12 protein-coding genes and 1 tRNA gene are annotated in these 15,711 nt (G+C 49.8%); 2 read left to right on the top strand and 11 right to left on the bottom strand.

The genetic code is table 11. The annotated features are described in order from the left end of the window. Positions 1–69: 69 nt before the first annotated feature. Positions 70–1,074, top strand: a complete 1,005-nt coding sequence (hemB, locus tag ASG24_RS04800; RefSeq protein WP_200936974.1) for a porphobilinogen synthase — start codon at positions 70–72, stop codon at positions 1,072–1,074. A 905-nt stretch (positions 1,075–1,979) separates the two neighbouring features. Here the strand turns inward: hemB and ASG24_RS04805 are convergent. Continuing rightward, on the bottom strand, positions 1,980–2,753 hold the full coding sequence (locus tag ASG24_RS04805) for an exodeoxyribonuclease III (protein WP_055868594.1): 774 nt from the start codon (positions 2,751–2,753) through the stop codon (positions 1,980–1,982). A 29-nt stretch (positions 2,754–2,782) separates the two neighbouring features. Between ASG24_RS04805 and pyrE the strand changes: the two genes are divergently transcribed. After that, positions 2,783–3,430, top strand: a complete 648-nt coding sequence (gene pyrE, locus ASG24_RS04810; RefSeq protein ID WP_055868596.1) for an orotate phosphoribosyltransferase — start codon at positions 2,783–2,785, stop codon at positions 3,428–3,430. 34 nt (positions 3,431–3,464) lie between these two features. Here pyrE and ASG24_RS04815 read toward each other — a convergent pair whose 3' ends face one another. The 10 genes from ASG24_RS04815 to ASG24_RS04860 form a co-directional block, all read right to left on the bottom strand. Then, positions 3,465–3,860 (bottom strand): YidB family protein, encoded by a 396-nt coding sequence (locus tag ASG24_RS04815; protein WP_055868597.1) that lies wholly within the window; start codon positions 3,858–3,860, stop codon positions 3,465–3,467. 790 nt (positions 3,861–4,650) lie between these two features. Continuing rightward, positions 4,651–5,757, bottom strand: coding sequence for a pseudouridine synthase (locus ASG24_RS04820; protein ID WP_055868599.1), 1,107 nt, complete (start codon positions 5,755–5,757; stop codon positions 4,651–4,653). Between the two features lie 44 nt (positions 5,758–5,801). Continuing rightward, a complete protein-coding gene (locus ASG24_RS04825; protein WP_055868601.1) occupies positions 5,802–7,058 on the bottom strand; it encodes a biosynthetic peptidoglycan transglycosylase in 1,257 nt (418 codons plus the stop codon). Positions 7,059–7,068: 10 nt separating this feature from the next. Then, positions 7,069–7,383 (bottom strand): ferredoxin, encoded by a 315-nt coding sequence (locus ASG24_RS04830; protein ID WP_055830746.1) that lies wholly within the window; start codon positions 7,381–7,383, stop codon positions 7,069–7,071. A gap of 85 nt (positions 7,384–7,468) precedes the next feature. Continuing rightward, positions 7,469–8,419: an energy transducer TonB gene (locus tag ASG24_RS04835; RefSeq protein ID WP_055868603.1), complete on the bottom strand. Its 951-nt coding sequence runs from the start codon at positions 8,417–8,419 to the stop codon at positions 7,469–7,471. Positions 8,420–8,430: 11 nt separating this feature from the next. After that, complete coding sequence (gene mpl / locus ASG24_RS04840) at positions 8,431–9,801, bottom strand: UDP-N-acetylmuramate:L-alanyl-gamma-D-glutamyl-meso-diaminopimelate ligase (protein ID WP_055868604.1); 1,371 nt, start codon at positions 9,799–9,801, stop codon at positions 8,431–8,433. A gap of 126 nt (positions 9,802–9,927) precedes the next feature. Then, entirely contained in the window at positions 9,928–10,554 is a 627-nt protein-coding gene (thiE, locus tag ASG24_RS04845; protein ID WP_055868607.1) for a thiamine phosphate synthase, read from the bottom strand. After that, on the bottom strand, positions 10,538–11,398 hold the full coding sequence (locus tag ASG24_RS04850) for a hydroxymethylpyrimidine/phosphomethylpyrimidine kinase (protein WP_055830738.1): 861 nt from the start codon (positions 11,396–11,398) through the stop codon (positions 10,538–10,540). Before ASG24_RS04850 ends, thiE begins: the two co-directional genes overlap by 17 nt. Positions 11,399–11,409: 11 nt before the next feature. Beyond that, positions 11,410–11,483, bottom strand: a tRNA-Gly gene (locus tag ASG24_RS04855). 127 nt (positions 11,484–11,610) lie between these two features. Next, positions 11,611–15,609 carry a filamentous hemagglutinin N-terminal domain-containing protein gene (locus ASG24_RS04860; RefSeq protein WP_055868609.1) on the bottom strand — a complete coding sequence of 1,333 codons (3,999 nt, stop codon included), beginning with the start codon at positions 15,607–15,609 and terminating at the stop codon, positions 11,611–11,613. Positions 15,610–15,711 lie beyond the last annotated feature (102 nt).

A 15,711-nucleotide genomic window follows, 5' to 3' on the forward strand; every position in this document is an offset into this window, starting at 1 on the left:
TCGGATTATTCAGAACAACTTGTACTATTCTTAATCCTCCGCCTAGCGCCGTTGCGCGGTTAGGCAAATATGGAGATTATTTTGAGCCAATTTCTAGCTATCCGCCCTCGTCGCATGCGTAAAGATGATTTTTCACGCCGTTTAATGCGTGAAAACGTCCTCACCGTGAATGACCTGATTTACCCGGTTTTCGTCCTCGAAGGCGCAGGCAAAATCGAAGAAGTGAAATCCATGCCTGGCGTTTATCGCCAAAGCATAGATGGCCTGCTGAAAACTGCTGAAGAATGTGTAAAACTTGGCATTCCTGCTTTAGCTTTATTCCCGGTAGTCCCGCAAGAATACAAAAGCCTGGATGCCAAAGAAGCTTATAACCCTGAAGGCCTGGTGCCACGTACGGTACGCGCACTCAAACAAGCCTTCCCTGATCTGGGCATCATTACTGATGTAGCCTTGGATCCTTACACCACGCACGGGCAGGATGGCCTGATTGACGACACCGGCTATGTGTTGAATGACGAAACCGTAGAAGTGCTTGTGAAACAGGCGCTATGCCACGCAGAAGCCGGCGCCGACATCGTTGCTCCCTCAGACATGATGGATGGCAGGATCGGAGCCATTCGTGATGCGCTTGAAGAGGAAGGCTATATCTATACCCGTATCCTGGCTTATTCGGCTAAATATGCTTCTGCCTTTTATGGCCCTTTCCGTGACGCAGTGGGCTCTGCCGGCAACCTTGGCAAAAGCAATAAATACAATTACCAGATGGATCCGGCCAACTCGGATGAAGCATTGAAAGAAGTGGCTTTGGACCTTGAAGAGGGTGCGGATATGGTCATGGTGAAACCAGGCATGCCGTATCTGGATATCGTGCGTCGCGTGAAAGAAGAGTTTGGCGTACCGACCTATGCTTATCATGTAAGTGGTGAGTATGCGATGCTGAAAGCAGCAGCGCAGAATGGCTGGCTGGATGAGAAGGCGTGTGTGCTGGAGGCAATGCTGGGGTTTAAACGTGCCGGGGCAGATGGGGTTTTGACTTATTTTGCGATGGATATCGCTAGGTGGTTGAAGGAGTAGTACCTCTGTCAGAATTTTCATTAAGACCAAATTAGCAGTATTAGAAGCTTATTACGTTCTGATGAACTTATAAACGTTTCTTTTCGCCTCTAGGCAACCTTCTTTCTTATGCTTGTCCATAAGAAAGAAGGCAAAGAACAAGACACCCTAGCTTCCGCTTGTTTCCTGCGTTGCTCGTCCTAGGACTTTCGTCCGTAACCGGACTCTATGCGGGCGGCCAACGAAACTCGCCCTGACAAGCCACACCCAACGTGGCTTGTTGCGGAACTCAAACAGACGCTGGCCGAAACCTCCCACGCTGACAGCGCTACTCGGCGCGTCAGATAGGGGCCCGTGAAAAGCACACGCTTTCGCTTCTGTTGTATATATCTCATTGCACTCCGCTCAAAGACTGCAGAAAAACAATCGAAAGAATTAGATTTACTAGAATTTGAATTTGGTCTTCGAAGTTTAAAACTCACTAAGCGCCCGCCATCCTTAATGTACTAAAAATTGCTTCATCGTGGTGGTTTTAAACGGGCCCCTATCTGACGCGCCGAGTAGCGCAGGCAAAACAAGATGAAGGGAGCGTTTGTTTGAGTCCCGCAGCAGCTCACAGTCCGGCAAAGCAACGGACGAAAGTCCTAAGTCGAGCAACGCAGGGAATAAGCGGAAGCTAGGGTGCCCTTTCTTTTGGTTACTTCTTCTTTGGGCATGCAAAGAAAAGTAACTCGCCTAGGGGCGAAAGAAAATGCTGAATATTACTAGGACATTCTTATTAAAACCAAACTCAAGAAAGTGCAAAAACTCGCTCTTTGATTTCACAAAGCTTAGCATCAACCTCGACTGGATTCTGGGCTCCGCCAGAATGACGACCCGTGAAAGTGCACAGAGCAGATTCCACAAAGGCCGCCTGTAAAAAACAATTAATCCTGGTAATCCACAATCAGCGGCGCATGATCACTAAACCGCTCCGTTTTATACACACTCACCGCCGTAGCGCGCTTCGCTAACTCTTGCGTAGCAAGCTGATAATCAATCCGCCACCCCACATTTTTTGCCCAGGCCTGGCCGCGGTTACTCCACCAGGTATAAGATTCTTCTGTGGTTTGCGGGTAGAGGCTACGATATACATCTACCCAGCCTACACGCCCCAGCACCTCGGTCATCCATGCGCGTTCCTCCGGCAAAAAACCTGAGTTTTTGCGATTGCCTTTGTAATTTTTGAGGTCAATTTCCTGATGCGCGATATTCCAGTCTCCACAAATGACGATCTCGCGGCCACATGCAATCAGCTGTTCCAGATGCGGCAAAAACAATTCCAGCATCTTGAATTTGAATTGCTGGCGTTCTTCACCGCTGGAGCCGCTCGGCAGGTACAGAGACACTACGCTTAAGCTGCCGTACTGGCACTCGAGATAGCGGCCTTCAGAATCAATATGGGCATGACCCAAGCCAATAATTACCTTATCCGCTGGTTGTTTGCTATAAATGCCAACGCCGCTGTACCCCTTTTTTTCGGCATAGTGGAAATAGCCGTGATATCCCGGCGGTTGCAGCATATCTGGCTGCATATCGCCTGCCTGTGCTTTCAGCTCCTGCAGACAGACAATATCCGCGCTACTTGCCGCCAGCCAGGGCAAAAAGCCTTTGTTACAGGCTGACCGTATGCCATTCAGGTTCAAGGTTATAATACGCATCGTTCACATTCTTTCTGTTTTATCTTCAAATGACTGCAAATACACTCAGTGCCGATTTTATTGCTTTTTCCATCCAGAAACAGGTGTTGCGCTTCGGCCAATTCAAAACCAAAGCCGGGCGCTTAAGCCCGTATTTTTTCAACGCCGGCCTGTTTGATGACGGTGAAAGCCTGCTTAAACTGGGTGAGTTTTACGCACACAGCATTCTACAGTCGGAATTGAAATTCGACATGCTGTTTGGCCCGGCTTACAAGGGGATTCCTCTGGTGGCTGCCATCAGTATCGCCTTTGCCCGCATGGGCCATAATTACTCTTATGCTTATAACCGTAAGGAAGCCAAGGATCACGGCGAAGGCGGTACGCTGGTGGGGGCTACCCTCAAAGGCCGCGTACTGATTATTGATGACGTGATTTCTGCCGGGACGTCTATCCGTGAATCTGTGGAAATGATACGGCAGGCGGGGGCCGTCCCATGTGGCGTAAGTATTGCCTTAGACAGACAGGAAAAAGGCCTTAGCGAGTTATCGGCAGTGCAGGAAGTTGAACAAACCAATAAGATGCCTGTAGTGAGCATTGCCAAACTGACCGATCTGTTTGCCTATTTGCAAGGGAATGACAGCCTGGCGCAATATTTCCCGGCGATTCAAAATTACCGGGAGAAATATTGCATAGTGTGATAACGAGCTACACAAAATAGCGGGCAGTAGCCCGCTATTTTTGTTTGAGCATCCCCATTAATCTGGACATGATCAGTGCCGGATTATTCTCTACTACGCCATTGGGAGTCAGTTGATCGACGACATTCGGAATATATTCTGCAATTTTGCTAGTGAGTTCTTCTTTACTGATTTCCAGTTTGGTGGCGATACTGGTTAATACACTAGTGCCTAGCGCTGCGCTTATCTGCTGGGCGGAGACTTCTGAATTCGTGCCTTTGCCTACCCAGGAGTCTACCTGCTCGGATAATCCACCGTTTTTCAGGGTTTGCAGAATGCCGGGGAGGCCGCCGTATTGCTGGAATAGTTCCATGGCCAGTTTTGCCATAGGGGCTTTATCGCCCATGACTTTGGTCATCACGTTATTGGCTAAGTTGTCGAATAATCCCATTGTGGTTCCTAGTGAGTTACTTTTTTATTTTCTGCCTATTGGCGGATTCTTTTTTTGCGTATTTTTTACTATATTGAAAGTTAGTAACATTACTTTTCGCCTCTAGGCGACCCTCTTTCTTATGCTTGTCCATAAGAAAGAAGGCAAAGAACAAGACACCCTAGCTTTCGCTTGTTCCCTGCGTTGCTCATCAACGCGGGCGGCCAACGAAACTCGCCCTGACAAGCCACACAAAACGTGGCTTGTTGCGGAACTCAAACAGACGCTGGCCTAAGACTCCCACGCTGACTGCGCTACTCGGCGCGTCAGATAGGGGCCCATTAAAAGCACACGCTTTCACTTGGGGGTATATCTTTATATATCGCAGGCCGCTCAATCATTGTGGCAAAAAAACCAAACAACAGAATAATGACTTGAGATTTAGTCTTAAAAATTAAAAGTTACTTAGCGCGATGAATGCCAGATGTTCAACCAACTTTCATCGTGGTGGTTTTAAACGGGCCCCTATCTGACGCGCCGAGTAGCGGAGTCAAAATAAGGAGGAAGGGAGCGACTGTCTGAATCCCGCGGTGGCCTGCGTAGTGTGCAGGCCGCTAGGATGAGTTTCGCGACCGCTTATTTTGATGAGCAACGCAGGAATCAAGCGGAAGCTAGGATGCCCTTTCTTTTGGTTACTTATTCTTTGGGCAAGCAAAGAAAAGTCACTCGCCTAGAGGCGAAAGAAAATCATCAATATACAAAACAATGTCCTATTAGCACTGAAAGCTAACGCCGAAAAGCGCTATTGCCATCAAAACTTCTCATTAGCCGCCAAATACCGCCATTGCCCCGCCGGTAATTTCCCCAAACTAATCCGCCCAATGCGGATCCGCTTCAAACCCACCACCTTCAAGCCCACCAGCTCACACATCCTGCGAATCTGCCGCTTACGTCCTTCACGCAATACAAACCGCAACTGATCCTCATTCTGCCACGACACCTTGGCTGGTTTCAGCTGTACGCCATCCAGACTCAAACCATGATTCAATTTTGCCATGCCGTTAGCACTCAGCTCACCCTCTACCCGCACCAAGTATTCTTTTTCCACACTGGAATCATCACCAATCAGTACGCGGGCAATCCGCCCGTCCTGCGTCAGTACCAGCAAGCCGGTGGAATCAATATCCAACCGTCCGGCGGGCGCCAGGCCGTGATAAATACCTCTGTGAAAAGTTTTCTGGGTTGGGTCTTCTGACCACTGATTTTCTGGTTTCACTAAGACCACTGCGGGTTCATAGCCATCTTCCGCCTGGCCGCTGACATAACCTACCGGCTTGTTCAGCAGGATGGTGACATTTTCTGCCTGATATTCCTTCGCATAGGTGCTGATAATGATCTCGGCGTCCGGGTCTATGCGGGTCCCCAAGGCCTCAATAATCTCGCCATTGACCTTGACCCAGCCGTTGACAATCCAGTCATCGGCTTCACGACGCGAGCACAGGCCACGGTCCGCCATTACTTTGGATAAACGAGGTTGGGCATCCGGATCTGTGGGTGCGACCGGACGTCTGGGCGCAGCATCATCGCGCCGTACAGGGCGATCGGCGTTATATTCTTTGCGAGAATGATGCTGAGAGTCGTTCCGGGACTCCCTGCGGGGTTCATTGCGTGTGTCTTTACGCGCATAGGATTTATCGCCTGGCTTGCCCTCTTGTCGGCTGTGGTCCTGGCGCGCCGGTTTTTCTGTATGGCTATTTTGCCTGTCGGCAGACGATGCTTTCTCAACCGTTCTAGGCGCAGGTTTAGGCGGTGGTTGTGTGCGGTCACGCAAGGTGGGTGAGGCGCGACGCACCGGTTTGCTGCGCTTTGGTGCTTCGTCACTGCCCGCAGGGGATTTATTCAGTTTGATTGTACTCAAAATACAGGTCCCGACTTGGTTGGGAAATAAAGTGCTATTGTAAGTTATCCGGCGACTTTCACAGGACGAAAATTCAGGCTACCCGGATCTTTACGTGCACTGCGCGGCATAAAATGCAGGATATCTTCCGCGCGCTTTAAATCCGGCTGCTGCTGGATATACTGTTTTTTCCAAGCCCGATGCGGATTACTGATAATGCCAGCCAGCCACGCCGCCTGTATAGGATTCAATTTATCCGGTGTCAGATCGAAATAATAGCGTGCGGCAGCATGTGCCCCGCAAAGACTTGGGCCTAAATCAACCGTATTCAGGTAAAGCTCCAGGATATCGGTTTTGGTTAGCGCAGACTCCAGTTGCACGGCATAGAGCAACTCTTCTATTTTGCGCTTCCAGGTACGCTCGCCGTTAGTGAACATGTATTTCGCCAGTTGCTGGGTAATGGTACTGCCACCCACCTGTTTATCGGCGCTTTCCTTGCCTAGCAAATGCTGCATTTGTGCCATGACATAACCGGGATGATGCTTGAATTCGGCATCCTCGGCGATGATGGCAGCCACCGGCAACCAGCGCCCGAGTTTTTCGTAGGACACCCATTGCATGTTTTCCGGATGCTTATGTTCATCCAGTAACGGGCAATCGTATTGTATAGGTAGCGTGGTAGCGGCACTTATATTCAGCCCGGAGACAGCCATCGCATTTAAATGCGGTTGTGCGCTCCACTCCTTCTTGGGCCAGCGCAGAGTGCCGGAAGCGGATAATGAACCGGAAACGATGGCATCACGTATCACTGGGGAATGCGCCTGCAGCGGCTTAAGCAGGGCTTGCAGTGGGGTTTGCGGCAGCACCCAGGTCAGTTTCAAGCTGCGCATGCTGACTTTGCCGCTGAAATCTATTTTAAACAGTGGCTGGGTGTCACCCACTGAAAGGTAGCCGTGAATATGCTGCTGTTCCATTCGCAGCCATAGTTCTACCATAGGGATGACTACTGGTTGGTCGCTGACTGATTTTGCTTCTATCCAGCAATGTTTGCAGCGCGCCCTTAACCCATTTTCATCGGATAACTGGATATCGCCGTAGTGTAAATTGAATGCCTGCCTGTCTAACAACCAGCGCCCTGGTGCTGAAGTAGCCAGCATCAACAATGGCACGACACGCACCTGCACTCCGCCAGCCACCGGCAATCTGACGCGCCAGGCTTCGGTGTCATAAGGTTGCCAGATCCAGCCGGCCAATGCCAACACTGTCACGATCATGACGACCAGCAGCGTGACGATCAGTCTTTTAAACCACAGTAACAGCATGCGTAAAGCCTTAAACCACCAGACGCTCTACGATTTTGCCATGTTGCAGATGGCTTTCGATAATTTCATCGATATCTTCATTATCAACAAAGGTATACCAAACTGCTTGCGGGTAGATGACCATCACCGGCCCCTCGCCACAACGGTCCAGGCAACCGGCGCGGTTAATGCGGACTTTTCCGGTGCCTGCCAAGCCTTGTTTTTTTACCGATTTTTTCATGTAATCAAAGGCCGCTTCAGCGCCGCGGTTCATGCAGCAGTCTTCGCCTTTTTCGCGCTGGTTGAGACAAAAAAATACGTGATATTGAAAGTGACTTTGATTCATAAGATTACTTTCTGGTGTCGCTCATACATAATGATCAATGAAAAATAACACAGAAAAAGACCTGCAACAGAAAAGATTAGACGCTTTATTCTGTTGAAAGTTGGTCTTCCTTACTGAATGTCCAGGTGCGGGTAATGCTGAGCACATCGGTATCCTTGCGGATACCCTCAGGAAATACCGGGAACGGCGCAGCGAGTTGGACAATGCGGCGTGCGGATTCATCCAGCAAACGTTTTCCCGAACTCTGCTGGATTTTAATGCTTTCGATACTACCATCGGCACGGATTGCCACGGTCAATTGCAACTTTCCATACAGTTTTTGCGTACGCGCCGCTTCAGGATAATTAAGATTACCTACCTGCTCGATTTTTTGCCGCCATTGATCCACGTAGTTGGCAAACCGGTACTCGCGGGTGCGCGCACCAATAAACTGCCGTTTGGGACGCATCTCGTAAGCATCTTGCTGTTTGGCGATCAAAGCTTCCAGTTTTGCCATTTCCTGCAAGGCCATGATCTCCTGTTGCGTTTGCACCGGTTGATTCAGGGCTTGAGGTGTTGGCTTTCTGGTGGCGGCCTGCGTTTGTGACAAGGGCGGCGCTTGCACGCTGTTCACTGCTTGGCTCGCTTTAAGCTGCGTTAGTAGCGCCTGGGCCTCCTGCTCAAGTTGTGCGACACGTTGTTGATGTCGCTGTAATTCCGCATCCTGCGGCGTGGCAGGAATTGCTGGCTGCATGGTGGCTTCTGTGGCTTGCGGCGTAGTCGCCGGCATTTTCTGCACACTGGGCAACGGACTCTTCATCTGCCGTTTTTCGTCGGTATTGCCACCACGATCCAGATTGGCTTGCGCCAATGCATCTGCTTTTTCAGGCGCTTGCCGGGTTTTGCTGTTAACCAGCATTACCTTGAGTGAAGGAATCTGATCTTTAAGCGCTTTTAATTCAGGTTGAAAATGTAGCGTCAATAACACTGCATGCGCGATCAGCGAAAACCATAAAGCCCATACCAGAGGTGAACGTTCACGAAAGCGCATGGGCATCTGCCGCCTGGTTAGTCCTGCAATGCCTGTAGTAATTGCTGATGTACGCCACCAAAGCCGCCGTTACTCATCACCAGTATCTGGTCACCAGGTTGCGCCAAGCGGCTAACGGCTTGCACTAATTGGGATAAATCATCAAAGGTTTGTGCTTTGCTTTGCATGGGGGCGAGGGCGGCCGAAGCATCCCAGCCCAGGTTATTGGCATAGCAAAAAACGGCATCGGCATCCCGCAGGCTTTCCGGCAATGCGTCCTTCATCACCCCAAGTTTCATGGTGTTTGAACGTGGCTCGAGCACGGCCAGGATACGGGCTTTGCCCACTTTGGCACGTAAGCCGGCAACTGTAGTGGCAATTGCGGTGGGATGATGGGCAAAGTCATCATAGACGGTGATGTTGTTAACGACGCCTTTGATTTCCATGCGGCGCTTGACATTTTTAAATTCATTCAATGCTTCTATCGCAATACAAGGCGCGACACCAACGTGACGAGCAGCGGCAATCACTGCCAGCGCGTTACTGCGGTTATGTTCACCCATCAAGTTCCAGCTGACATTGCCCTGGCGCTCGCCGTTAAAAAAAACATCAAAACGGCCTTGCACATCCACATTGCCTACTTGCCAGCCTTGAGCACTATCTATGCGTTCCACTCCGCTCCAGCAGCCACGCGCTAATACGCGGTCCAGGCTTTCCTGCTGGTTTGCAACCACCAGGCCTAGTTGCGGCACAGTGCGTACCAGATGGTGAAACTGTTTTTCAATCGCTGGCAGGTCTTCAAAAATGTCGGCGTGGTCAAATTCAAGGTTATTCAGCACAGCGGTGCGTGGCCGATAATGCACAAATTTGGAACGCTTGTCGAAAAAGGCGGTGTCGTATTCGTCGGCCTCAATCACAAAAAAAGGCGAGACAGACTTGGGGTCTTGCCTGGGTGTTTGCGGTAAACGGGCAGACACCCCAAAATTCTCCGGCACGCCACCTATCAGGAAACCTGGCGCCAGGCCGGCGTATTCAAGCACCCAGGCCAGCATCGAAGAAGTCGTAGTTTTACCATGTGTGCCGGCAACTGCTAATACCCATTTACCTTGCAACACATGTTCAGCCAGCCATTGCGGCCCGGAAATGTAAGGCAGGCCCTGATTGAGGATTTCTTCCATTAAAGGATTTCCGCGCGCGACCACATTACCGATCACATACATATCGGGTTTAAATGCGGTCTGGCTGGGGTCAAAGCCCTCTATCAACTCAATGCCCTGTGCTTCGAGTTGTGTACTCATGGGTGGGTAAACATTGGCATCACACCCGGTGACACGGTGCCCTGCCGCTTTGGCGAGCACGGCGATGCCGCCCATAAACGTACCGCAAATACCGAGAATGTGAATATGCATAGAGTTTACCGATCAATTTAACGAATGCATTTTACCAAACAAGCTTTAATTCCAAATAAGCTTTAATTAAGCTACAGCTTAAAAAGATAGCGGACATGACTAAGGCAAAAGCGGGTGCGAAAAAACTCAATTTTTCGCAAATAATGGCAGGTATTGGCGACAGCGCGTTGAAATATCGCTGGCCTGGAAAATATCTGTAATCACTGCCAGCGCATCTGCACCGGCAGCAATCAGTGGTGGCGCGTTCTCCAGCGTAATTCCACCTATACCAACTATGGGCACGGAGAGCGAACGCTTGGCCTGAGAGAATAAGTCTAACGTAGCGCGCGGCGCATCTGGCTTGGTGGATGAAGGGTAACAAGCGCCAAATGCGATGTAGCCTGCGTCTGCGGCTTGCGCCTGCTCAGCCAGTTCGAATCGATTGTAGCAGGAAGCACCTATGATTTTATCCGCACCAAGCAAGGCCTTTGCTTCTGCGATCGCCCCGTCATACTGGCCAATATGCACGCCATCCGCATCAAGGCTGATGGCCAGAGCTACGTGATCATTAATCAATAAAGGGATATTGGCCTGGCGACAAATGCTCAACAGCGCACTTGCCTGCTCAAACCTTAATGTGTCACTGGCAGTTTTGTGCCGGTACTGGACGATGGATACGCCGCCTTGTATTGCCTGTTTGACTTGCCTACACAGTAATTCTGTATCGTCACAGTCTGGCGTGACCAGGTAGAGCCCCTTAATGCTGGAGCTCACTGGCTTTTTCCTGTTCCTCGGTTTCGCGTGCCCAAAAGAACCGGTCCGGGATAAATTGACCCATGCCCGGACGGAAAGAGTGCCGCAAGGTCTGCCAGGTGAATTCTTGTGCTTCATGCACGGCTTCTTCAATACTTAAACCATGTGCAAGGCAAGCAGTAATCGCGCTGGTCAGCGTACAGCCGGAACCATGATAGCTTCCTGGTAAACGCTCCCAGTGATAATCCTTGATCAGGCCCGGCATATTGCTTAACTGCATGCCATACAGGCTGTTGACCACATCAATCGAGCGTTCATGAGTGCCGGTGATCATTACGTATTCGGTGCCCATTTCAAGCAGGCGCAACGCGCATTCTTCCAGCGAACTATGCTTTACTTCATCGCCTTCGTCGTAATAGGCGAGTCGACGCGCTTCGAGGCTATTGGGTGTAATCAAGGTTGCTTGCGGGAACAGTAATTCACACATCGCCGCCTGCATTTCTTCATTAGACAGCTCATCGCCGCGTCCTGAGGTGAGAATCGGGTCTATGATCAAAGGCACATCAGGATAATCGGCCACGATCTCGGCGATGATGGCGACATTTTCTACGCTACCAAGTAGACCCAGCTTAAATGCGCTGACGGAAACGTCTTCGAGAATGGTACGCGCCTGATCATTGATCCAGTCCGCATCCAGCGGCATGACGCTTTCCACGCCCACGGTGTCCTGCACCGTGATACCGGTAATCACTGACAGTGGGTAACAGCCAATGCTGGCAAGCGCCATGATATCCGCTTGTACGCCGGCACCACTGCTGGGGTCTGTTGCTGCAAATGTAAGAACGGTTGGAGGAGTGTTAGCCATGAAAATTCCTTTGGAGCGGCTGACGGGAATCGAACCCGCGTATCAAGCTTGGGAAGCTGGCGTTCTACCATTGAACTACAGCCGCGAATAGCCATTATTTTACTTGTATTTCACTTGGTTGGCTAAGCACACAAAACAAAATGTCACCGCCATAAAAAAAAAGCCGGACAACTGTCCGGCTTTAATGAGGCCACTAAACTAGGCGAGCTGAATTAAATACAATTCGAGCTGACGCCATCCGGCAGTTTCACACCTGAATTCAGGATAGGCGTACTGCCCAGACTGTCTTCGTTGGCAGGGCAAGCGATCGCATCTAAATCTTCTTCATCACCAGCAGCAGGGTTCAGAGAAACGATGAACATCGTGTTCAATATCGGATTATTAGGGATCAGCCCACCCAAGCCGGCATCATCACGGGGAGAAGCGAAACCCAGTGCTGGCGGTGTTCCGCCTCCGGTATCAGTGATACTGCCTGTGGCATTAGAAGTTTCAACAAACTGATAACCATACACCTGTTTACCCTCTGCAGTCACAATCACACCCGGAGCATTCAGGTCATAGGTTCCGGCAATCGGTTTATTGGTACCGACTGATGGGTTATCAAATGTTGCCCCAGTGATAGGGGTTGCGGCACCCGCCTGATCATTGTTAAAGAAACCTGACAGATTAACATTGAGACCGGACAAGTCTGTTACCGTATTATTACCATCAAATGGCTTGGTACTTGTGCCATTCAATGTCACGTTCACAGTAGGTGCGACCTTGTAGACAAATCCATCGTTGGCACCCAGAATGGTGTCACCAAAACTGGCGTTATATTGCGTGAAATCATAGCTAGCTGTCAGTGAAGCACCACGAGTATCAGCTACTGGACTGGTTGAATACACCAGCCATCTGCCTCCAGCACCGGTTGAAATCGAGCCGTTGCCAGCATTGTTAAAATTACGCTCTGCCACCAGCTGCACTGCGGTCGCGGTGCCACTGGTAGTAACTATGTTGCCATTCAGCGTCAAATCTCTGGCCGCACGCACCAGCAAGTCACCTGTCATGTCTGCAGACTCAACAGTGATGTCATCGGTATCCCGCACACTCACATTACGTCCATTCACCACCTGGATTGAGGCAAACTGGTTAGCAGCATTGTTAGCAGTAAAGTCGCCAGTACCGGTTTTCACAATCACGGCATTACCCGCAGCGTTGATCACATCGTTCAAAGCCACGTTGCCGCCAGCTGTGGTCTCAAATGTGGTAGCGGTATGCAGGTTAACCCTGTCGTTGTAGGTCTGGTTACCTGTGGTTTTCATGGTGGAACCAAAGATCTCGGTAGTGCCACCGGCATCCGTCGTCAAACTTGCCAGTTCTTTGGTTGCGCCTACGGATTGCGTAAAGTTGGTTGTGCCGTTGGTATTCACAGTCAGCGCACGATTACCTGCCGCTACGGAATCCACAGTGCCGTTAAAGTTCACATTACCACCGGTGACGCCTCGGCTATCGATCACTGCATTGGTTGCGATCAGCGCATTGCCGTTGATATCAACAGTACCGCCATTACCGGAGGTGCCTGACCCACCAGCCACACCACCACGGGTATCGATGGATTGTAGGGTAACCGTTCCGCCTACAGAAGTCAGATTCACGTTGCCGCCGTTACCTGCATTGCCGGTACCATTTGAAGCGGCACCGCCAGCAGTGATATCACCAACTTTAACGCTGCCGTTGTTAGCGATGGCGACGACCTGGCCGCCAGCACCCCCAGTGCCGTTAGCGCTGGTTGGCGCAGACCCGTTGGTATTGATATTACCAACTGTCACATTCTGCCCGGTAATCAGGGCTGCGCCGCCATTGATGCCATCACTGTTGGCTGGTGTTGTACCGGAGGTATCGATTTGTGTGGTACCGAGGTTGGCATTGCCATTGGCAACAACAATAACGTTACCGGTCAAATTGACGTCTGTGCCTGCACCCGTTTTACCCATACCGTTCGTATTCAGGCTACCGTTATTCATGCTCAAATTATTATTGGCGCCAATCAGAATACTGCCTGAAATAGCCACATTAGACCCGCCGAGAGGTATAGTTTGACTAGTCGTAGATTCCCCTGCCACATTGATTTTTGTATCTTGCAAATCAATATTTCCTTGGGAAATCACCGCAACACTTCCGCCTTGACCTCCAGTGTAAGTTACACCTGTTGAAGCTGGATTAGCCGTATTAATTTCTCCAGACATTGTGAGATCTTTGCCAGCCAGCAGCAACACATTACCACCAGTAGCACGTGTCGAACCGGTACTCTGATCGTAGGTATTGATTTTCATGTCGCCCAGGTTGACATTGCCGTTTGAGCCGATCATGACCATGCCGCCATTGGTAGTGACATCACTACCGCTGGTCTGGATAATGTTTGCACCTGCCAGGGATACCACACCTTTATCAGTCACGATATCGGCTTTAAGATTCAGGTTACCGGTGTTGTTGCTATCAGAGTCTGCAGTGATAGCCACGAATCCGGCACCATCAGCAATAATGTTGGCGTTTAAATTGACATCATTTTTAGCCAGGAGAGTTAGACTCACGTCAGTGTTGCCAGTTGCAGTAGCTAGGTTAAATGTGGAATTCACATTAATATCTTTATTAGCCTGCAGCACGATATTGGCATTGTTACCTACACCTGTAAAACTGCCTCCTGCACCAACATTGAACACACTGTCTTGGCCGGAATTGTCAGTATAGGCTTCCTGATTATCCACGCCTGGCTGGAATCCAGAGGTATTGGATGCAGGTCCATTGATCAGTGTGATATTTTCAGGATCAAGTAATAAGGTACCACGGTCACCATTCACTGCTGAAAGATTGACGCGCCCTGCAAAGTCTAGGTAATTCTTACCAGAAACTTCTGTGAAGCCGCCATTACCACCCAGCAAGCCACCTTGTGCAGAGATAGATCCATAGAAACGGGTGGCATTGTTTGCCCATACAATCACTTTACCGCCATTACCTTCTTTAATCGCGTCTGCTTTGATCGTCGCGCCAGTCGCAATGTATGTAGTTCTGGCGTTATACACAGAAGCATTTCCGCCCTGATAATCACCACCTACCAGAACTTTACCGCCGCCCTTATCGCCGGAAGCATCAAGCAAAGCACCATTCATCAAGGCGACCTGCTCACCGGTGACTTCAATGGTGCCGCCAGAAGTATTTTCACCTTTGGCAAGCAACTTACCGGAAACTTCTACCTTGGAGTTATCGCCACCTTCAAGGCGAATCACGCCATTCCGTTCAACCAGTTGGTTGGCTTCGATGATGCCGGTGACGTTAATTGCAGCAGAGCGGGCATTCGTGGCTAATTGCACAATGCCACCATTTGCCTGGATCAATCCGCTATTTTTTACGATTCCTTCAACAGCTTCGGCCGTCAAGTTGGCTCTTACCAGGCCATTACCATAAAAATCCAGCACTGCTTCTTTGGCAGAGGCTAATACCACGCTACCGTTACTAGCAACCAGTGTGCCTGCGTTTTCAACTTTTTTACCCAGCATGACGATATAGCCTTCGTCAGCGGCTTTGATTGCGCCCTTATTAATCACGTTCCCGGCAGTATCGCCCCCGGTAAAATGGTAGCGGCCCTTAAGGAAATCGTCATTAGAGATATTTAATGTAGATGCAACAATATTGCCAACGTTAACTTCAGCATTTGGACCAAACAAAACTCCATTCTGGTTAATCAAAAACAGGCTGCCGTTAGAGTTTAATTTACCCATTATTTCCGAAGCGCTATTTCCAAGCACACGATACAGTGCTCGACCAGCATCTGGCATGACTACATCTAGCTGATGACCTTCAAGCACACCGAATTTGTAGAAATTAACAATATTGACGTTGGCCGTATGGGTATATTGAGTATGAGTAGCGCTGATGTCTTTGATACTGAGGTCACCTGCGACAACGCCAGCAACCACATTTGTATCCGCAAATGATGAGAAAGGCATTAAAGTTGCAGCGAAAGCAGTTGCAATCGCTACACGCCATTTTGTATCTGAAGTAAAAAATACTTCTCTTGAAGAGATGCATTTGCCTGACTCTTTAGAGTCATTCACTTGGCCATGCAATGAAGACTTGCCGCTAGTACGTGTGCCTTCGGCAACGGCGACCCATGCTTGTTGAACCTTGCTCCAGATCAAACGATAAACGTGGTTTAGGGATGCTGCTTTCATGACATTCTCCTCAAAGGCATTCCACTGATCCTTTAGGATCAGTGGTCTTCCATAACTTCTCTTATTCCTGATAATCAATAGTTTGATTCAGGATGTTTTTTT

Origin of the sequence: Methylophilus sp. Leaf414 (assembly GCF_001425425.1) — a bacterium.
Taxonomy (GTDB): domain Bacteria; phylum Pseudomonadota; class Gammaproteobacteria; order Burkholderiales; family Methylophilaceae; genus Methylophilus.